The sequence below is a fragment of the Paenibacillus sp. HGH0039 genome, assembly GCF_000411255.1.
Lineage (GTDB): Bacteria > Bacillota > Bacilli > Paenibacillales > NBRC-103111 > Paenibacillus_F.
In genome coordinates, this window is record NZ_KE150412.1 from 2,168,655 (window position 1) to 2,189,151 (window position 20,497).

Sequence of the window (20,497 nt, forward strand, 5' to 3'; positions counted from 1 at the left end):
CGTCCTCCTAGCGGACAGCCGCAAAACGCAGCACGGGAATCGGCACGGAAGCGACGGCCGCTTCCACCGCAGCCTGCGGGGTTCTGCCGCCGATAAGCGCGTCCGTCGAAGGCAGCAACCGATGGGCGAAAACGGGCACGGCCAGGCATTTGATGTCGTCGGGCACGACGTAGCGGCGGCCCTGCATCAGCGCTCTGGCCTGAGCGGCCCGCATCAAGGCCGCGGATGCGCGGGGACTGGCCCCGAGCCGCAGATCGGGATGCCTCCGCGTGGCCCCGGCGAGGCTTACGATATACTCGCGCAGGGACTCGTCGACGTTGACCGTGGCGGCCTCGTTCTGCAGCTGCACCCATTCTTCCTGCAGCAAAACAGGCCTCAAGCTGTCGGGCGAACGCCGCTGAAGCTGCTGCTCCAACATGCCGACTTCGTCCCCGTGTTCCGGATAGCCGAGCGACAGCTTCATCAGAAAACGGTCCAACTGCGCTTCGGGAATGGGATACGTCCCTTCATGATCGAGCGGATTTTGCGTGGCGAGCAGCAGGAAGGGCTTCGGAAGCTCGTAGGTGACACCGTCCACGGTTACGCTGCGCTCCTCCATCGCTTCCAGGAAAGCCGCCTGTGTCCTGGGCAGCGCGCGATTCAGTTCATCGGCCAGAACGACCGGATTCATAATCGGTCCCGGTCTGAATTCGAATGCGGCGGTTTGCGGCCGGAATACGGAAACTCCCGTAATATCCGACGGCATTAAATCCGGCGTGCATTGAATTCTTTTACAGCCGCAGCCTACCGTGGCCGCCAGACTGCGGACAAGCAGCGTTTTGCCTACGCCCGGCACATCTTCCAGAAGAACATGGCCTCCGCACAGCATGGCAATGACGCTTTTCTCGATCACATCCCGTTTGCCGACAACGACTTTGGCGACTTGATCGACTACTTTTTGAAGAAGAGTATGGGGCTGGTCAAATAAGAACGTCCGATTGGAAATCACGGGGAAAGCCTCCTAGTGAAATGATATATTCCCAGTGTTCCCCGTTCTCTATGGAAATAGACTTGCAGTTTGCTAGGAAAAAAGAGCGGTTCCGCCGGAAATCGTCACTTCTCTCCCGCTTTCGTCCGCGTGATAGTCTAGTATGTCGCTGCCGAGCAGCTCTACTGTCTTCCTCAGAGGGACATAGAGACTCCCGTCGAGAAGACGCATATTGGGCAGATGATAGACGGCCGTCACCCCGGCCCATAGGCGCACCGACAAGGTGTAGTCGCGCAGATTGTAGTCCAGCCGGGTGAACCCGTAGTCGACGCCCGCTGTAGAGGTCGCCTGGTCCCAGCTGACCTTGGCCCCCATCTGCTGCGCAAGCACTCGCAGCGGCACTTCGAGCCGCTCCTCCCGGAAAAGAGCCTGCTCGGGGGGAAGCACCGTTCTTCTGCCGTCTACTATCAGCGTCAGAGGAAGCTGCGGCTCCGCCTGCCGGGGCCGGATGGAGCCCGCTCCCACGGCCGCTTCTTCGCCGGACGGGACAGTCGTGCGCCCGCCGGAAGCGGTAGCGGTAGCGGCCCAGTCTCTCATCGCCGCAGCCGTCCGGGCGAATTCCGCTTCGCCGGGCGCGCTCCGGTGCCACCGTCCGGCTTTGCGGACGGGGAACTGGGCGGGCTTCACCTGATCGTCCAGCCTCGCAAAGGCATAGCCCTTGTCCCTGAAGTACCGGATAACTTCCGGGAGCGCTTTTACCGTTTCCTTGTGCCCGGTCCCGTCATGAAACAAAACCGTCAGCTCATGCTTGAGCGGAGCTTTACGGATCGAGCGGATAATTTCCGCCGCGGGAACGCCCGTCCGTTTGGAGTCCTCGCTGTCGATATCCCAATCGAACAGCGTGTAGCCCGCTTCCTTCATGTAGTAGAAGTAGAAGGCATCGAAATTCTCGGCGGTTCCGCCGGGCGCCCGCATCAAGCCGGTCCGGAAACCGGCCGCTTTCTCGATAGCCCGGTCGGTCTGCTCGACCTGCTTCCAGAAGCCTTTGTAATCCGAGTACAGCTTCTTGTAGGTATGATCGTAGCTGTGGTTGCCAAGCGCGTGGCCTTCGGAGACGATCCGCTTGACCATCTTCGGATTTTCCTCCACGTGCTCACCGACGACAAAAAACGTGGCGGAGATTCCTTCTTTTCGCAAAATATCCAGCACTTCCGGTGTATATTTGCTCGGTCCGTCGTCGAACGTCAAATAGACCGTCGGTTTATCAGGAACAGCGTAGGGCCGGTCCGAGGCGACCTTCTGCCCGCTTATAAGCGCTTCGTAAATACTCTCTGCCGGGTCGCCGTCCGCTTCGGCCGCATAAGCTCTGTACGCAGGCTGCACAGACGGGAATACAACGAAAATAAGGAGAAGGATAAGAACGATCCGGGTGAAGCGAAAGTGGGACAACTTCGTTTTCAGCATGACAATCCCTCCGCATTATTCGATCATTTGGCTGCTGATAGAGTATATGAGAGAGTTGCCGGGGGTATGCTTTTGCACGCAAAAAAGAGCCCGGCTGACGCCAGGCTCCCGTAATTAAGCGGTATGCGGATAGACAAATCTAGCACTTTATTTCCATACGAGGGTCAAATAGCGGCGGTATACATCGTCAAGCAGGGGTGTCGGGTCCGTCAGTTCCGCCGTGCTTGCCGCAGCCACCTTGGTCAGATGCTCGATCTCTCTCCCGATGAACGCGTGAATCTCCTCGACCCTCGCTTCAAGATCCAGTTCTTCCCCGGCTATTTTTCTCCTTAAAAGCTCATTGATCTGATCTTTCAACCCGGATTCGGGCAGAAGCCTATCTACCAGCTCCTGAAAAAGAATAGGCGGGTTCGTGTCGTTTTCCTCGATCCATTTGCAGGCCAGAATCGGACGGAGCACGTAGAAATATTTTTTGATCCGGACCTGGTCCCTTTGGAGGTATTCCCGGAAATTGCCCTTCGCCATGCTCAGATAATGATGAAGAGACGCCTTGGGCGAAAACACTTCGCTGCGGAGGCGGAGCATCTCTTCCTTGAATCCGTAAGCTTCCTGATAGACGATATCCGAAATCAGCCATTCCATAAGAGGCGGATTCGATTTGCGGAACAGTTTCAGCGCTTTCCGGATATCCCAGCCGTTAATATCAAGCATCTCGTTGATCGGCACTTCGATCACGTCTCTTTTGTCGTCGATGGAAAGATACCATTCGGGTCTGCGGACATAAACAAACCGCACGTCATAGTCGCTGTCCCTGGAAGGAAATCCCCAGGCGCGGCTTCCCGACTCAATGGCAAACAAGACTTTTACCTGCTCGTTTTCTTCGATTTCTTTTAATTTTTCACGTATGACCGCTTCCATAAAAGCCCTCCGATTTCCGAAATTTTTCAGTTCTTCAATCAATCCGGCGCTTTTTGGGGTAAAAGCAGATTAAAAGCTTAATCTGTAACCTGCTGCCTGTTCCAAGGAGCTAAACGTTAGCGCAGTTAACCGCAAACCAGACTAATTAAAGAGGTGAAACGAATGGGAGATATTAAAGTCGGCGTGATCGGGACCGGATTCTCGGCCATGGCCCACATCGAGGCCCTCCAGCGGGTGCCTTCGGTTCAAGTCGTCGCGATTGCTTCTTCTCGGCTGTCGCATGCGGAGGAAGCGGCGGCCCGCTACCGGATCCCCATGTATTACGGAGACGCCATGGAGCTTATCCAGGACCCGGATATCGACGTTGTACACAACTGTACGCCCAATCATCTGCACTACACGTTCAATAAGGCGGCTCTGCTTGCCGGCAAACACGTCTTGTCCGAAAAGCCGCTCTCCGTTACCGTCGAGGAGTCGGATGAACTCCAGAAGCTTGCGCGGGAAAAAGGTCTCGTCGCCGGCGTGGCGTTTATATACCGCCACTATCCCCTCGTCGAGGAAATCAAGCAGCAGATCGCTTCCCGGACATACGGCAAGCCGCACTATGTGCTGGGCGGCTACCTCCAGGACTGGCTGCTGTACGAGACGGATTATAACTGGCGCATGGATTCACGCCTGAACGGGCCTTCACGGGCGGTGGCGGACATCGGCTCCCATTGGTGCGATACCGTCCAGTACGTGCTGGGCACCCGGATCGTGTCGGTCTTCGCGGACCTCGGAATCGTCCATCCCGTACGGTATAAGCCCAAGGACGAGCGGGCCACGTTCACGAACGCCGCGCCCAAGCCGGAGGATTGCGAACGCGTTGAGGTGGACACCGAGGATTTCGGGTCCATTCTGGTCCGGTTCGAGGACGGCACCAAGGGCGTCTTCTGCATTTCCCAGGTCAGTCCCGGCCGTAAAAACAAGCTGTATTTCGAGATTTCCGCCGAAAAAGGCGCCCTGCGCTGGGACCAGGAGGAAGCGAACCGGCTGTGGATCGGCTCCCGTGATGTACCCAATCAGATCCAGATGCGCGATGCCAGCTTGATGAGCTCCCAGGCCGCCTCCATCACCCATTATCCCGGCGGTCATGAAGAAGGCTGGCCCGATGCGCTTAAAAACCTGCTGCTCGACTACTACTCTCTCATCGGCAAACGCAGAGCGCGCCAGACGGATGAAACGAGCTCCAAGTTCGCTACCTTCAATCAGGCCTGCGGCATAATGAGAATCGTCGAAGCGGTTCTGCAAAGCCATGAGCGCCAGCGGTGGGTGGACGTGTAAGTTCCCCCCTCTTCATCCGCTCCGCCCCGGGTCCGAGCGGCGGGCTTCGCTGCTGGGAGATAGCGGGCGGCTCACCGCTCATCCGCCGTCTGCCGCGTCTTCTTAACGCGGCAGACGGCGTTCAGACACCATGGCTCCGCTCCCGCTGTCCAAGTATGCAAGCGAATTTCTTCAAAACAGATTAATTTTCCTTCAGATACGCCAGCGCTTCTTCGATATGGCCTTTCACTTTGACCTTGCGCCATTCCTTGATAAGGATGCCTTCTTCGTCGATGAGAAACGTCGAGCGTTCGATACCCATAAACGTCTTGCCGTACATGCTCTTCTCTTTCCAGACCCCGTAGATTTCGGCTACCGCATGGTCTTCATCGGCCAGCAGCAGGAAAGGCAGGCTGTACTTGTCGATAAATTTCTCGTGCCGTTTCAGGGAATCCGTGCTGACGCCCAGAATGACGGCGTTTAAAGATTCGAATTCCGTATGCTTGTCCCGGAAATCGCACGCCTGGGTCGTGCAGGCCGGCGTCATGTCTTTCGGATAGAAATACAGGACCACTTTCTTCCCTTTAAAATCGGACAATTTCACCTGCTGTCCGTTGTTGGCCGGCAGTTCGAAGTCCGGTGCTTGATGCCCCGTGTTTATACTCATATCGGGAGCCTCCTTCGGTTCGTCGTTTTTGCATTAGTTTCCATTATACTCATCTAACAGATTCATTGGAAATCGAGTTCAAGCCTGTTACGCAAAAAGACCGGCAGCATTGTCCGCTGCCGGTCTTTCTTTCATTCCCTTGACCGTATTGCTTGCTGCATGCCAACGTTCTTACTCGGCCTGCTCCGTCTGGGCTTGTTTCTGGTTTTTCTTCTGAGGCTTATCGCCCTTCTTCGCATCGATAAACTTCTCCAGCGAAGGAGTCAGCTCTGTTTTCAACTTCTCAAGAAGCTGCTCTCTTGTGATACCTTTGGCCGACGCAATCTCGGCGACGGTTTTACCGGCTTCCTGCTGCGTTTTCAGCTCTTCCTTGGTAATGCCGAGAATAGCCGCCAGCTTCTCCTGGTCTACAAAGCCGCCTTCACGGCCGTGTTTGCCGCCTTTGAAGTTCTGCATGCCGGTAACCATAACAGCTTTCTCGATGCGCTGCTCAAGGTTGGCTTTCAGTTCGGTCGCCTTCGTGCTGTCGATTTTGCCTTCGGTTACTTTGGCATCAATCTCTTTCGTGGAAGCTTCCACCAGCTTCTTCACCAGGTCCGCCTGGCTGATGCCTTTAGCTTCGGCCAACTGAGCCAGGGACTTGCCCGCTTTCAGCTCGGTGATCAAGGCGTTTTCTTCCAGACCGAGAACGGCTGCCGCGTCTTTCAGGTAAGATCCCGGACCGCCGAATTGTCCGAAAGGTTTGCGGTCCTTGCCGTCATGCTTGAATGGCGCCGACTGCTGAGTCGACGCTTGACCCGAATCGGTGCTGTCGGCTGCGAATACCTGGCTGGAAAGAGCGGCTCCTCCGCCGAGCAGAAGTGCTGCGGCCAATGTGGATACCATCAATTTGCTGCGGGTTTTATTCATTCTTATTTCCACCTTTCAAATGGGGGCTTGTTTATGCTACACCCCAAGTATAGGCAGAAGTTATGACGGAACTTTTACGCGAAGCTTAGCGAAACCTAAAACTTTGCTGAAAGCAACCTGAAAATTGTGGGAACTTCCTTTCACCAGCCGAATCAGGACCCCGCTCCCCGGTAGCGCTTGACCCCGATGTTCCACACGCTTAGGCCGATCGTAATGAAAACAATGCCCACAACCGGCGTCAGCAGGGCAAAGCCCTTCCAATTGAGCGGATCCAAGAAGTAAGCCGCCGGATAAAACCCGACGAATGCGAACGGCAGAATCCACGTCAGAACACCGCGCAGCAGCTTGTTGTAAATCGTAACCGGATACCGCCCGTAGTTCTGGATGTTCCAGATCAGAGGCATGATGCCGGTCGGCGAATCGGAAAAGAACGCAAGTGCGCTCAGGGAGACGTAAATGCCGCCGTAAATCAGCAGGCCGGACACAACCATCATCAGCATCACCAGCGGATCGCTCCAGTGGACCGGCAAATCGAGCTGGCCCCACGAGTAGATCATCACGACCAGTCCGGCTAGAGCGCTGAACAGGGAGGCCGGGTCCATGTTCTCCAACATAACCTGCCACAGGCTGTGGGCCGGGCGGGTCAGAATACGATCCATTTCCCCTTTGACGATGTAGCGTTCGCTGAAATTCCACAGGTTGAAAATCGTCGAGAATAGTCCGTAAGGGATCATAAAGAAGCCGTATATGAACAAAATCTGATCGCGGTTCCAGTCTCCGAGAAGCGCAGTCTGCTGGAAAACGACGAGAATAAACACGAGGTTCAACCCGTTGAACAGCAAGTCCGAAACGACCTCGATCCAGAAATCCGAACGGTAGGTCAGCCTGGTTTTTAAATAATTTTTCAGGTAATCCAGAATAAGCGATAAATAGAACATGCGTTACCCCCCCTGCACGAACAGCCGGGTTCTTGCTTTATGCCACATGAAGGCAATCGGCACAAGAAGCGCGACGAACCAGATGACTTGAATCGAAACCGCCTGCCATACGGCGCTTCCGGTCATTTTGCCGGTAATCACCGAACCGGGCAAATACGTAATGGCTTGGAACGGCAGCCATTGCAGGAGCTTCGCCGTCCAACCGGGGAACATGGTGATCGGCAGAATCAGTCCGGAGAACAGATCGACCGCCACCCGCTTCATCCGCATCATGCCCTCGCTGTTTTCCAGGAAAAACGCGGACAATCCCGTCATAATATTAATCTGGGAATTGATTAAAAAAGCGAACAGCAGCATGAGCAGATAGACAAGCCACAAGGAAATATCCGTCGGCAGCTCGACCGGGAACAAAAGTGAGACGATCACAAGACCCGGCGTCGTAAAGAGAAGAAACCGGAACAAGCCTTCTCCGAGGCCCTGCATCATTTTGTACACGACATAATTGTAAGGACGGATAAACTGGATCGCGACGCTTCCGTCCCGGATTTCATTCGCGATTTCCCGGTCCAAGTTATTGAAGTAAAAAGCGCGGCTCATCCAGGACACCACGATATACGTCGTCATCTGTCCCAGCGTCTGGCCGCCAAGCGTTTCCTGACTGCCGTAAATCGCCTTCCACAGGAAATAGTAGGAACCGATGTTGAGCGCGTACACCAGGATGCCGCTGTAATAGTTAACCCGGTAGGCGAGCATGGTTATGAACCGGATGCGGATCAGCTCCACGTAAGCCTTATACATGCGGCACCGCTCCTTTGTCCTCTTCGGCCCCGCTGCCCGGCTCCCCCGCTTCCGGCGCGGACGGCTTCCGGACTTCGGCCGAACCGGATTTGTAAATCTCGCGGACGATATCGTCGGTATTCGTTTCCAGGATGCGGATATCCGCAATCCGGACGACACCGACGATCCGCGCCAGAACGTCGGACACGTTCGCGCTCCGCTGCGGGATGAACACATGGGCGTCCAGCGAGCTGTCCTGCTCCCAGGTCACGTCCAGACCTTCCGTGAGCAGCTTCAGACTTTCAAGAGGCACCGGGTCGTTGAACTGCAGCACCACTTCCTTGCCTTTGCCCCACGTCTCCTTCAACTGATCGAGACCGCCGTCGTAAATGATGCGTCCGTCGTCCAGCATGATGACCCTTGAACATAGGGCTTCGATATCTTGAAGATCGTGCGTGGTAAGCAGAATGGTCGTCCCATAGCGCTGGTTCAGCGATTTCAGGAACTCGCGGATCTCGGTTTTCACTACGATATCGAGCCCGATCGTAGGCTCGTCCAGGAAAACGATCGCGGGGTTGTGCAGCAGCGAAGCCGCAAGCTCGCAGCGCATCCGCTGACCGAGACTCAGCTTCCGGACCGGCCGGCTGAGCAGCTCGCCGAGCTGGAGCCGGTCGGACAGCTCGTCCAGCCGTGCTTTAAAATCGTTTTCCGGAACCCGATATACTTTCTTAAGCAATTGGAACGATTCGATGACGCCGATATCCCACCACAGCTGGCTCCTCTGGCCGAAAACGACCCCGATGCCTTTGACAAAAGCTTCGCGCTCCTTGTAGGGGATATATCCGTTCACTTGAAGATGACCCGAAGTGGGAACGAGAATGCCCGTGAGCATTTTGATCGTCGTCGATTTGCCGGCGCCGTTCTCTCCGATATAGCCGCAAATCTCTCCCTCGGGGATTTCAAAACTGATATCTTTAACGGCCGTAACCTGGTTATATTCACGGTCGAACAGATCGCGAAACGCTCCTTTGAGCCCGCTTCTGCTTTTCTGCACGCGGAACTCTTTGCGAAGATCTCTCACTTCGATGGCTGGCATGTTTTCCTCCTGCTGTTTAGTTAGACTGGGAAATTTTTAAAGCCCTGTGAATTCATGTGTAACTTGCGGCAGAGAAGAAGTTGCCCCTATAATAAAATACATGAGTTCGCCATTCCCACCCCTCATCATACAACAAAAGAGCTTTTTGTAAAAACACCCGGAGGCGGCTCCGGTACAAATCGCGGGAATACGGAAGCCTTGTTTCAGCAGCCGGATATCCAGTTAATCATGTACAGACAACGCCTATTTTATAGATGGAAAGGGAATGAACTCACATGCCGAAGCCTAAAAAAAGACGGGTAAGACCGTGGCGGATGCTGATTGTCGGGATTGTTTTCGCCCTGATCTGCACCGCAGGCTATTTTGCTTACAGCATATACAGCTTCGCCGATAACATTAACAATAAAGACGCAATTCAGGGATTTGATAAGAAGTACCAGGGGGACGACTATAAGCCTCCGGTCTGGGAGGGAACCGGGCGTGTGAACGTGCTTCTGCTCGGCGCGGACTCCAGGGGCGTAGAGAACGGGGAGCCGCCGCGCTCCGATACGCTCATGATCGCCTCCATCGATCCCGTGACCAAGAAGGCTTCCCTGATGTCCATCCTCCGGGACACCTGGGTCAAAATTCCCGGCAACGATGAAGGGCGCATTAACTCGGCCTTTACGATCGGGGGGCCCAATCTGGCGATGAAAACCGTCAGCGAGCTGACCGGGATTCCCATCCAGTACTACTTGTACACGGATTTCAAAGGGTTTATCGCCCTTGTGGACGCCATCGGCGGAATCGACCTCGAAGTCGAGAAGGACATGAAGTACACCGATGCCGCGGACGGACACGTATTCGATATTAATTTGAAAAAAGGCATGCAGCATCTGGACGGCCAGACCGCTCTGCAGTACGTCAGGTTCCGCCACGACGCCCAGTCCGACTACGCCCGTACGGAACGCCAGCGCAAATTTTTGACGGCCGTAGCCGATAAAATGCAGAGTACGCAGTCTATCCTCAAGCTGCCTTCCATTTTGAAGAGTATGGAGCCTTACATCAATACGAACTTGTCGTTCGGCGATATGCTCAAGCTCGGCTCGCTTGCTTTCGATGCCCGGGCCAAGGGAATCCAGAGCATCCAGCTGCCTCCCGAAAATCTGCTCATCGAGCGGAGAATCGGCGGCGCCCAGGTCCTGTCCGTCGATAAAACGAAGCTCAAGCGCTATCTCGATGATGTGTTCGATGGCATGGCGGACGTTCCCGGAACAGGTACAGGAACCGGCACCGATACGGGCACCGGCTCGGGTCCGGGCAGCAGCTCGTCCGGCGGCAGTTCGGGGAGCTCCACTTCCGGAACTGCCGGAACCTCCGGCGCCAACAAGAACACCAGGCAGTAAAGCTTTCTAACGTGACCGTCTCCTCCAGGGAGACGGCACGTTATTTTTCTTCCCGGCCTCCTCCATTCGGTGATAGGCTATAGAGGACACGATCCAACTACATAAACAAAGGAGTTACAAAACCATGAATCATACACGTTCCGAAAAGCTCCATGAAGAAGCGCTCCAGCACATTGTCGGCGGAGTCAACAGCCCTTCCCGTTCGTTCAAAGCGGTCGGAGGCGGCGCTCCCGTATTTATGAAACGTGCGGAAGGCGCCTACTTCTGGGACGAGGACGATAACCGATACATCGACTATCTCGCCGCTTACGGACCGATTATTACGGGTCACGCCCATCCGCATGTGACCGAAGCGATCGTCCGCGCCGCCCGCAGCGGCACGCTCTACGGCACTCCGACGGAGCTTGAAATCACCTTCGCCCGGATGCTGAAGGAAGCCATTCCGTCGCTGGACAAAGTCCGCTTCGTCAACTCCGGCACGGAAGCCGTCATGACGACCATCCGCGTGGCGAGGGCTTACACCGGCCGCACGAAGATCATCAAATTCGCCGGCTGCTACCACGGCCATTCCGATCTCGTGCTCGTCGCGGCCGGCTCCGGCCCATCCACGCTGGGCACGCCCGACAGCGCCGGCGTCCCCGCTTCCATCGCGAAGGAGGTCATCACCGTGCCGTTCAACGATATCCCGGCACTGGAAGAAGCCCTGGCGCGCTGGGGCGGCGACATCGCCGCGGTGATGGTCGAGCCCATCGTCGGCAACTTCGGCATGGTGATGCCGAAGCCGGGCTTCCTCGAAGGGCTCTGCGCCGCCGCGCGCGCAAACGGCTCCCTCGTCATCTACGACGAGGTGATAACCGCGTTCCGTTTCCATTACGGAACGACGCAAACCTACGCGGGCCTGAACAGCCGGCCCGAGGAGATCGAGCCCGACCTTACGGCGCTCGGCAAAATCATCGGCGGCGGTCTGCCGATCGGCGCATACGGCGGCCGTAAGGAAGTGATGGAGCAGGTCGCTCCGCTCGGACCTGCGTACCAGGCCGGCACGATGGCGGGCAACCCCGCCTCCATCTCCGCCGGCATCGCCTGCCTCGAGGTGCTGAGGCAGCCCGGCACGTACGAGCGCCTCGAGCAGCTCGGCGCGAAGCTGGCGGACGGCCTCCGCGAGTCGGCCTCCCGCCACGGCGTCGCGCTGACCGTGAACCGCATCGCCGGCGCGATCTCGACGCACTTCTGCGACCATCCGGTCACGAACTACGACGAGGCGCAGGACACGGACGGCGAGCGGTTCGGCCGCTTCTTCCGGCTCATGCTGGAGCGCGGCATCAATCTCGCGCCGTCGAAGTACGAGGCGTGGTTCCTGACCACCGCGCACACCGACGAAGACGTAGCCCGCACGCTGCAGGCAGCCGACGAGGCCTTCCGCCTGCTGGGCTGATGCTCCGGGGCGGAAGAGTCGTCCTTACGGCGTCTCCTCGCAGCCCCGACCCCGTCTCTTGTCCGTCGCATTTGTGATGCTGGCGCAGGCCGGAGCTTCGTATGCGCGTGCACGAAAAGCCGGACACCGGCTCAAGCGGCCGCTCTATCAGCGCCGTAAGCGCCGCCTTACGCCCGCTGTGGGGCGCACCGCAGCAAGAGGCCCAGCCTCCTCCGTTCTTAGAGGCCGCTTCGCTTGCGCAGCCTGCCCCCATACCAAAAGCTCCCGCTCTGCTTATGCAGGACGGGAGCTTTTTTGCGTGGTCACCCTTGGTTCTTCTTGTGTTTGTAGGTCGGTATGCGCAGCAGCACGGCGGTGCCGATTCCGGGCCGGCTTGCCAGCGAGACGCCGTACTTTTTGCCGAAATGAAGCTTGATCCGCTGGTCCACATTGCGGATGCCGTAACCGGATTCCACCTCGTCCAGAGGATCGAAAAGCTTGCGGAACCGGTCCTGCGGGATGCCGTTGCCGTCATCGATGATTTTCAGATGAATATCGCCGCCGATGATTTCCCCGCTGATCCGGATGTGAATATGATCGCCGCACCAGGCGTGCTGAAGCGCATTTTCGATAAAAGGCTGCACGATGAGCTTCACCGTATCGTACCGGTTCACTTCCGGCTGGATATCGAAGAGGACTTCCATACGGTCGCCGTACTTGATGGATTGAATGTCCACATAAGCCTGAACCTGCTCCAGCTCCTTGCTCAGCGGGATGAAGGTCCGTCCGTCGTTGAGCGTCAGCCGGTAAAATTTCGCCAGTCCGATCACCATCCGGTGAAGCTTGTCGATATCGCCGAACCGGGCCAGGCGGCTGATCGACGATAAGGTGTTATACAGAAAGTGCGGGTTGATCTGCGCCTGCAGCGATTCCAGCTCCGCCTCTTTTTTCTGAAGGTTCGTGAGATAGACTTCCCGGATGAGCCCTTCCGTGTGCTGCCCCATATCGTTCAGCGCGGCCGCAATCTGGGCGAATTCGTCCCGCCCTTCGTACGCCATCCGCTTGCGGAATTCCCCTTCCCTGAACGCGTGCAGGACGGAGACGATTTTGGTCACCCTTTTGGAGAAAAACCTTGAAAACATCCAGCCCACGAAAAAAATAACCAGAACGGAAATCAGGCACACGATCGCCGTCAGCATCCGCACTTTGTCCGCATCCTTTTCCATGATCGCGGTCGGAACGAGCGAAACCACGCTCCACTCCAGACCTTCCAGAGGCTGGCGCAGCACGAGATGATTCCGGGTCCACGATTCATTCCATGTCTTACCCGTCATGTTTGGATCGGCTGCCGACGAATAAAGGATGTCGCCCTGGGGACCGACGATGTAAATGGCGCTGCCTTCCCCGACTTTCGTGTAATCCACACTTTCAAAAAGATCCTGCAGATGGGCGGTAACCCGGATGAAGCCGATTTCCCTCAGCTCTACCCCGTTCGTCGTATCCACGATTCTGCGCAGCAAAGAAAGGCGGCCGAACTTCGCGTCGTCCTCAATCTGCCGCCACTGCATCGTCGTTCCGTAGCGCTCGGGCGGGAAACTTTTATACCAGTCGGCGTTCTCGATCCGGTTCATATGGTAGAGCTCGTACAGCTTTCCTACCGTCATAAGGGGATCGATATTCTCGTGATTGTAGTACACTTCCGGCAGGGTTTCATTGTGCAGATAGACGGAAAGCCACAGCCTGAGGCTGCTCGATTGAATCGTCTGCATCATTTTGGGAAGGAGGTAAGACGTCGTCGCGTCGTAGCTTACCCACCCCTCTTCGTAATGCTTTAAATGTTTGGCCAGCGTCGTATCCACGTAAATCATATTCGTCAGACGTCTCGTATCCTCGATTTTGTACTGGATATTGTCCCTGATCTGTCTCATCGTGCCCTGTACGCTGCTCTCCGCCTGCTCACGTACCGACTTCACCAAAGTAGAAACCGCGAACGAGCCTACAATGATCACCGGTACGAGAATGCAGAGCGCGTACGAAAGCATCAGCTTATAACCGAACGGAACGAACCGCCGGCGCTCTTCCGGTTTCATCCGTTCCGGCTCCTTTCCTGCATCCGGGGCGCATCCCCGCCGTTAGTGGTTTCTTCTGAACTGCATGGGGGTCATACCGAACGTTTCTTTGAACTGCCGGCTGAAATAAGGCAGATATCTGTAGCCGATCCGGTCCGCCACCTCGTAAATTTTAAGCGTCGGATCGCCCAGAAGCTCCTTCGCCTTCTCCATCCGCAGCGCAATCACGTAATCGCTGAAATTTTGGCCGGTTTCTTCTTTGAACACATGGCCGAGATAGTTCGGGGAAAAAGAAAAACGGTCCGCCACGTCGCGCAGCGTCACATTCTCCTGCAGCCGTTCCTTGATGTACTCCATCATATCGCGGATCAGCTTGCGGTTTTTGCTCTGATTTCCCATGTTCAACTTCTCCGAAATTTCGAAAAGCATGCGGCGCATCCAGCTCCGTATGTCCTCGATGGTTTCGAATTGCAGCAGGATGTCAAGGTTCTGCAGCTCCATACCCAGCAGCGTGAACAACTGCTCGTTTCTCGTCTGGAGATAGCCGTCCAGCTTGACGATCAGGTACGTGGCAAAGTTATGGATCGTAAAACGCGACCGCAGACACACCGCCACGTTAAACAGCCGGTCGATTTCATCATGAATGCCGACCAGGTCATACTGGACCATCGCGGTGAACAAGGCGTCGAGCCGGAATTCCAGCTGCTTGGCGTCGGCGATTTCTTCCTTCGGAATTTCGCGGGTCTCGATAATCTTCGCTTTGCCGTAGAACATCTTGGCATCGAGAGCAGCAAGCGCCTCGCGGTAAGACTCCTGCAGAGCCGACGGATCGTCAGCCGGGTTGCCGAGCCCGATCGTGATCGTAAAAGGAAAATGCTCCTTCACGTATGCGATCACTTCCTGAAGCTCTTTGGTCCCCTTCTCATCGGCCGTAACCAGCAGGCCCAGGCGCTGCTTTGTAATCCGGCACATATGGGTAATTCCGCGCGGCCGGCACAAATCCATAATTTGTCCGCCGAAATCGTTGAGCATATCCTGGCGTTCCTTCGCCGTATAAGGATTCAGCTTCCACGACAGATCGTCGGTTTCCAAAACCGCGGCCCGGATGGGATACCGGATCGGTTCCAGGCCTTCCTCGGTCAACAGGTCATCCAGCTCCTGCCGGCCTGCCGTGCCTTCCAGCAAACGAAACACATATTCATTGTGCACAATCGGTCTCATCTGCTCGAAGGCCCGTTCCGTTTTGCGGCGCTTCTGCTCCCGGTTAAGATCGCCTATAATCGTTTCCAGCGATTGGATCAGTTCGTTATCATCCATGGGCTTTAACACATAACTGCACGCTTTCAAGGAAAGCGCTTCCTTAACATAGCCGAAATCCTGATGCCCGCTGACGAAAATAACCCGCAGCCCCGTATGCCGTTCCAGCGCCTTACGGGCCAGCTCCAGGCCGGTCATGCTCGGCATCCGTACGTCCGTCACGAGGATATCGACCTTCTCCTGTTCCATAACCCTTACGGCATCGAAGCCGTTATTGACGGCCCCGACCACATGAAGACCGAGACGCTCCCAAGGAATAAAAGTCTGCATGCCCTCCAGGTCCAATATTTCATCGTCTGCCAGCAGCACGTTATACATGTTGTTCTCCTTTCCCGGCGAATAGCAAAAGAGGTATACCCCAAGTATACCTCTTCTGCCCGCCTAGGCGGCATTAAATTTCCAATCAACTTCTTATTTGCCGATTTTCTTCTTGTTTTCCTGCCAGCGTTCCGTTTGGTATTTCAGCAGTTTGGCGTATCCGGCAGCCTGAGCGTCCTTCTCCGCTTTATCCAGGATGGATGTCACTTCCGCATCGCTTTTCGCGAAGAGAGCTTTGGCGCGGGATTCGGTGAAGATATCCTTAATGCGCTGCTGTACCATACCTTCTTCCGTGTTGGAAGGCGGATCGAGATTTACGAACTCCGTGCGGTTAAATACGGTTTTCCAGGCAACCTGAGTCTGGTTCCGTGTTTCCCAGCTTTGCTTTTCAGGAGGAAGCTTCAGCTCGATATCCGTCTTGGCCGTATCGATGTAGGTCGTATTGCCGACCCATTGCAGGTTGACGAGAGAATCCATCAGCTTCGCGCGTCCGGTTGCGTCGCTGTAGTATTTATCCGTGAATTTAGGTGTGCCCTTCTCGTCTACGCCCTGCCAGTATTCGCCTTCAGGACCCCAGAACATAACGCGCTGTCCTTCTTCTCCGGTCATCCAATCGAGGAAGGCAAAGATCGCTTCCGGATTTTTGGCGCTCTTCGTAATAACGTTTACGTTCCAGCCGAGTGTTGCGTAGTGGCCAGGGAATACTTTGGTTTTGTCCACGCCTTCTTTATGAACCGGCCAGATCATTTGGTAGCCCGGGTGGCTCGGATCCTTCGTTTGAAGAGCCGTCGTACCTTTGGAGCCGAATTCCGTCACGCTGGAAGCTGCCATAACCGCAACTTTGCCGTTGTTCACTTTCTCGTCGATCTGGTCTTTCGTTTGAGTCAATACGTCTTGAGTAATCAATTTCTCACGGAAAAGCTTGCTTGAGTAAGTCAGAGACTCCCGGTAAACCGGATCCGCGAAGATCGATTTCAGTTCGTTGCCTTCCGGAACGGCACGCATGGAGATGTTCGTGACCGGATGATCGTTGGCGAAGCCCGGGTACATGATTTCAACGTTTTGAGCCTGCACGCCGGAATCGAACGGAGTCACCTCCGGATATTTCGCTTTCACTTGTTTCAGGTAAGCGTATAGATCATCGTAGGTTTCGAGCTTCGGCTCGCCCAGTTCTTTGTAAATTTTCAGGTTGATCATATAACCCGCGTTGCCTGCAGGACGCTGCGTATACCAGTTCGGGAACTGATAGAGCTTGCCGTCGCTGGAGCGCAGCATGTTGAGGGTCGCTTCTCCCGCCCACTTCTTCAGGTTAGGATATTTGTCGAGGTATTCGTCGAAAGACACCAGCATGCCTGCCGCACGCAGTTTCTCTACCTGGGCTCCGCGCTCCAGCCAGATGACATCCGGCAGCTCTTTGGAAGCCATCAGCGTATTGAACTTCTGCTCGGAGTTCCCGCCGTTAGGTACGCCCGTTACGTTGACTTTCTTGTTTTCTTTTACCCATTTTGTAGCGAGATCCTGGCCCCACACCGGCATAGTGAACCAGTCGTAGTTGCCGTAGAAGCTGATATCCAGCTGCTGCTCGCCGAACTTCACTCCGGTCGATTGAGTGGTACCTTGTTTGCCGGAATCCGAAGCAGCCGGTTTGCCGTCGCTGCTGCAGCCGCTAAGCACCGCGATGGAAGACAGCACGGTAATGAGCGTGAGCGAGACCCCTTTTTTCCATTTTGCCATTTGTGACACTCCCCTTAATCGATATTATAATCTATGTGGTCAATCGTGTTGCATGTGATTGCGCTTACATTCCGTTCGAAAAGCGAAGATCTACTCCTTGAGGGAGCCGATCATAACGCCTTTCGAAAAATATTTCTGTACAAACGGATAAATGAGCATAACGGGCAGGGTAGAAACGACCATCGTGGCCATCGACAACGATTTGGTCGTAATCGACTGCATCTTGGACAGTTGGGTCAGGGCCGCAGAGTCCAGATTGGCTAACTGCTCCGACATAATATTGGAGTTCAAAATTTGTCTCAGCAACGTTTGTACCGGGTACAAATCGGTGTTGTTCAGGTAGATGCTGGGCAGAAACCACTCGTTCCAGTGCTGAACCGCCGTGAACAGCCCCAAGGTCGCGATAACGGGCCCGGACAAAGGAAGCACGATCCGGAAAAAAACCGACCAGGTGCTGCAGCCGTCCAGCTTGGCGGCTTCTTCAAGCCCCGCCGGAATACTCCGGAAGAAAGTCATGAAGATAATCATGTTCCAGACGTTGATCAGTACCGGCAAGATCATGACCCAGAACGTATCCATCAGGCCGAGGCCCCGGATGAGCAGGAAGGACGGGATCAGGCCGCCGGTGAAATACATCGTGACCACGGCCATAACCATGTAATATTTGCGAAAGACAAGATCGCGCCGGGACATCCCGTAGGCGAAGATGGAGGTCGCCAGAATGCCGAGAATGGTTCCCATCACCGTGCGGCTGACCGTAATCAGAAAGCCTTGAATGATCCTCTTGTCTTCGAAAACGACGTTGTAGTTTTCCAGTGTAAATTCACGCGGCCAGAAGGTGATACCGCCCAGCATCGTGTCTTTCCCGCTGTTGAACGAAATGACCACCGAATTCCAGAACGGATACAGCGTAATGAAGGCCAGAAGTATCAGCAGCGTATAAATGACGACCGTCATGAACCGGTCCCCAAAGCTTGCTCTCAACATGTTGTGTCCGCCTCTCTTTCTCCAGCTACCATAGACTTTGCCCCGTTCTGCGGGCAAGTAAGTTGGCGCCGCTCAGCAGAACAATACTGATCACCGCTTTAAACAATCCGACTGCCGTCGCGTAAGAGAACAGCTGGTTCTGAATGCCGGTCCGATATACGAACGTATCCAGCACGTCCGAATATTCCCTAAGGACCGGATTCGCACTGAGCAGAAGAATATCTTCGTATCCGCCGTTGGCGCCCGCGTTCATCAGACTTCCGATGGCGAGAATAAGGAAAATGATGATGACCGGGAAAATGCAAGGCAATGTAATCAGATAGATTTGCTTAAAACGCGACGCTCCGTCGATCGATGCGGATTCGTATAAAGCCGGATCGATTCCCGCGATAGCCGCCAAATAGACGATCGAGCCGAACCCGATATCTTTCCATATCCCCGTGGAGATCAGGATCGTCCAGAAATATTCCGGTATCGCCAGGAAGTTGATCGGCTCGTCGATCATGCTCAGCTTCTGCATAGCGATGTTCAAACTTCCGTTGTCCGTGGACAGGAAGGACGTCACGAATCCCGCTACGACAACCCAGGACAAGAAGTGGGGCAGGTACGTGACCGTTTGTACGACGTTTTTGAAAAACTTGTTCCGGACCTCGTTCAGCATGAGGGCCAGTATAATAGGCGCCGGGAATGCGATCAGAAGCTTGAACAAACTGATCATGATCGTGTTCCTCATGACCCTCGGGAAATCAGGAGACTCGAAAAACATTTTGAAATGCTTGAGTCCTACCCAAGGACTTCCGAAAAAACCGTTGAAAAGATCATAATCCTTAAATGCAGTCAACACTCCGTACATCGGAATGTAATGGAAGATAAGAAGAAAAACAATCCCTGGCAATACCATGAGCTGAATATCCCACTGTTTGAAAAAACGCTTCCATATCGACGGGCTTTTCGCCTCTTTACTTACGCTGGTTTCTACTGCAACTTGTGCCATTGTCTCCCCTCCTTTCCGGCCTTAAGCCGTTAGACTAATTGTATCCGCTTTCGCTTTGTCCGCCCATTTGACGGAACAACGAAAATTAATACTATTCAATGCAATTCACATTCGTTTGTATAAAAATGCAAAAAAAAGCAGAGGGCGTTCTGCCCTTCTGCTCTTTTTCGTTCGAGATTGACCGCTGCGCTATTTGCTTAAAAAAGGCTGCCTACAAGGCGCACAATTCGATCTCGAAGCCGAGGTCCTCCAGCATCCGGTGATCTTCGCCGGCTTCCTGGCCTTCCGTGGTCAGATAATCCCCCAGGAAAATGGAGTTCGCCGCATACAGGCCCAGAGGCTGCAGCGATTTCAGATTCACTTCCCGGCCGCCGGCGATGCGGATTTCCTTGGACGGGCAAATCAGCCGCATGAGCGCGAGAATTTTGAGGCACTGCCGCGGATTCAGGCTCCGTTGCTCCGCCAGCGGCGTGCCGGGAATCGGGTTCAGGAAGTTGACGGGAATGGAGTCGGCATCCAGCTCACGCAGCGCGAAAGCCATCTCCGCCAGTTCCTCTTCCGACTCGCCCATCCCCGCAATAATTCCGGAGCAGGGCGACATTCCGGCCCGCTTCGCCTGCTCTACCGTCCGGACCCGGTCATCGTATGTATGCGTGGACGTAATTTTGGCGAAATGGGAAGCGCTCGTGTTGAGATTGTGGTTGTAGCGGTCCACCCCGGCTTCTTTCAGGCGCACAGCCTGCTCGTCCGACAAGATGCCCAGACAGGCGCAAATTTTCAGGGGCATTTCCCCTTTAATTGTCTGCACGGCTTCAACCACCTGATCCAGCTCACGGTTAGTCGGTCCTCTGCCGCTGGCTACGATGCAGTAGGTGCCCACTTTCATCTCCAGCGCTTTCCGCGCCCCCTCGATCAGAACATCCTTCTCCAGAAGCGGGTACTTGGTGATGGGAGCCTTGGACACGATGGATTGAGAGCAGTAGCCGCAGTCCTCGGGGCACAGTCCGCTCTTCGCGTTAATGATGAGATTGAGCTTCACCTTGCGTCCGTAATAATGCTTGCGTACACGGAAAGCCGCCTGCATAAGGGGCAGCAGCTCATCGTCATCGGCCCGGAGTACGGTAAGCGCCTCTTCCATCTCAAGCTTCTCGCCCCGAAGCGCCTTGTCCGCGTAATGTTCCCATCTAGGCAGGATTCCTGTCCCCCCAGCCGTTTGTTGTTCCGTATGCATGCTCAGCACG

17 protein-coding genes are annotated in these 20,497 nt (G+C 55.2%); 3 read left to right on the forward strand and 14 right to left on the reverse strand.

Annotated elements, in window-relative coordinates:
* Positions 1–7: 7 nt before the first annotated feature.
* The 3 genes from HMPREF1207_RS09360 to HMPREF1207_RS09370 all read right to left on the reverse strand — a co-directional run bounded on the left by HMPREF1207_RS09360 (position 8) and on the right by HMPREF1207_RS09370 (position 3,349).
* Positions 8–988 (reverse strand): AAA family ATPase, encoded by a 981-nt coding sequence (locus tag HMPREF1207_RS09360; RefSeq protein WP_009676894.1) that lies wholly within the window; start codon positions 986–988, stop codon positions 8–10.
* Between the two features lie 72 nt (positions 989–1,060).
* Positions 1,061–2,431 (reverse strand): polysaccharide deacetylase, encoded by a 1,371-nt coding sequence (locus HMPREF1207_RS09365; RefSeq protein WP_009676922.1) that lies wholly within the window; start codon positions 2,429–2,431, stop codon positions 1,061–1,063.
* Positions 2,432–2,578: 147 nt separating this feature from the next.
* Positions 2,579–3,349, reverse strand: a complete 771-nt coding sequence (locus tag HMPREF1207_RS09370; protein WP_009676933.1) for a nucleotidyltransferase domain-containing protein — start codon at positions 3,347–3,349, stop codon at positions 2,579–2,581.
* 162 nt (positions 3,350–3,511) lie between these two features.
* On the opposite strand from HMPREF1207_RS09370, the gene HMPREF1207_RS09375 reads away from it, so the two are divergent.
* A complete protein-coding gene (locus HMPREF1207_RS09375; protein ID WP_009676898.1) occupies positions 3,512–4,672 on the forward strand; it encodes a Gfo/Idh/MocA family protein in 1,161 nt (386 codons plus the stop codon).
* Positions 4,673–4,853: 181 nt separating this feature from the next.
* Here the strand turns inward: HMPREF1207_RS09375 and bcp are convergent, their stop codons facing one another.
* From bcp to HMPREF1207_RS09400, 5 genes are all read right to left on the reverse strand, one after another.
* The gene (gene bcp, locus HMPREF1207_RS09380; RefSeq protein WP_009676883.1) at positions 4,854–5,318 is read right to left on the reverse strand and encodes a thioredoxin-dependent thiol peroxidase; all 465 of its coding nucleotides are present in this window, start codon (positions 5,316–5,318) and stop codon (positions 4,854–4,856) included.
* A gap of 171 nt (positions 5,319–5,489) precedes the next feature.
* The gene (locus HMPREF1207_RS09385) at positions 5,490–6,227 is read right to left on the reverse strand and encodes a hypothetical protein (protein WP_009676902.1); all 738 of its coding nucleotides are present in this window, start codon (positions 6,225–6,227) and stop codon (positions 5,490–5,492) included.
* Between the two features lie 152 nt (positions 6,228–6,379).
* Complete coding sequence (locus tag HMPREF1207_RS09390; protein WP_009676871.1) at positions 6,380–7,165, reverse strand: ABC transporter permease; 786 nt, start codon at positions 7,163–7,165, stop codon at positions 6,380–6,382.
* A 3-nt stretch (positions 7,166–7,168) separates the two neighbouring features.
* Positions 7,169–7,963, reverse strand: coding sequence for an ABC transporter permease (locus HMPREF1207_RS09395; RefSeq protein WP_009676893.1), 795 nt, complete (start codon positions 7,961–7,963; stop codon positions 7,169–7,171).
* On the reverse strand, positions 7,956–9,038 hold the full coding sequence (locus HMPREF1207_RS09400) for an ABC transporter ATP-binding protein (RefSeq protein ID WP_009676926.1): 1,083 nt from the start codon (positions 9,036–9,038) through the stop codon (positions 7,956–7,958). Before HMPREF1207_RS09400 ends, HMPREF1207_RS09395 begins: the two co-directional genes overlap by 8 nt.
* Before the next feature lie 275 nt (positions 9,039–9,313).
* Here HMPREF1207_RS09400 and HMPREF1207_RS09405 point away from each other — a divergent pair, with 275 nt between their 5' ends.
* Both HMPREF1207_RS09405 and HMPREF1207_RS09410 read left to right on the forward strand, forming a co-directional pair.
* Positions 9,314–10,423: an LCP family protein gene (locus HMPREF1207_RS09405; protein ID WP_016423615.1), complete on the forward strand. Its 1,110-nt coding sequence runs from the start codon at positions 9,314–9,316 to the stop codon at positions 10,421–10,423.
* Positions 10,424–10,547: 124 nt separating this feature from the next.
* Positions 10,548–11,858, forward strand: coding sequence for a glutamate-1-semialdehyde 2,1-aminomutase (locus tag HMPREF1207_RS09410; RefSeq protein ID WP_009676885.1), 1,311 nt, complete (start codon positions 10,548–10,550; stop codon positions 11,856–11,858).
* 302 nt (positions 11,859–12,160) lie between these two features.
* Here HMPREF1207_RS09410 and HMPREF1207_RS09415 read toward each other — a convergent pair whose 3' ends face one another.
* From HMPREF1207_RS09415 to bioB, 6 genes are all read right to left on the reverse strand, one after another.
* Positions 12,161–13,927 (reverse strand): sensor histidine kinase, encoded by a 1,767-nt coding sequence (locus HMPREF1207_RS09415; RefSeq protein WP_009676899.1) that lies wholly within the window; start codon positions 13,925–13,927, stop codon positions 12,161–12,163.
* 42 nt (positions 13,928–13,969) lie between these two features.
* Positions 13,970–15,541, reverse strand: a complete 1,572-nt coding sequence (locus HMPREF1207_RS09420) for a response regulator (protein ID WP_009676932.1) — start codon at positions 15,539–15,541, stop codon at positions 13,970–13,972.
* A 93-nt stretch (positions 15,542–15,634) separates the two neighbouring features.
* On the reverse strand, positions 15,635–17,275 hold the full coding sequence (locus HMPREF1207_RS09425) for an extracellular solute-binding protein (protein ID WP_009676876.1): 1,641 nt from the start codon (positions 17,273–17,275) through the stop codon (positions 15,635–15,637).
* Positions 17,276–17,365: 90 nt separating this feature from the next.
* The gene (locus tag HMPREF1207_RS09430; protein WP_009676917.1) at positions 17,366–18,262 is read right to left on the reverse strand and encodes a carbohydrate ABC transporter permease; all 897 of its coding nucleotides are present in this window, start codon (positions 18,260–18,262) and stop codon (positions 17,366–17,368) included.
* Between the two features lie 25 nt (positions 18,263–18,287).
* Positions 18,288–19,256: an ABC transporter permease gene (locus HMPREF1207_RS09435; RefSeq protein ID WP_009676918.1), complete on the reverse strand. Its 969-nt coding sequence runs from the start codon at positions 19,254–19,256 to the stop codon at positions 18,288–18,290.
* 211 nt (positions 19,257–19,467) lie between these two features.
* Positions 19,468–20,487, reverse strand: coding sequence for a biotin synthase BioB (gene bioB, locus HMPREF1207_RS09440; RefSeq protein ID WP_016423616.1), 1,020 nt, complete (start codon positions 20,485–20,487; stop codon positions 19,468–19,470).
* Positions 20,488–20,497 lie beyond the last annotated feature (10 nt).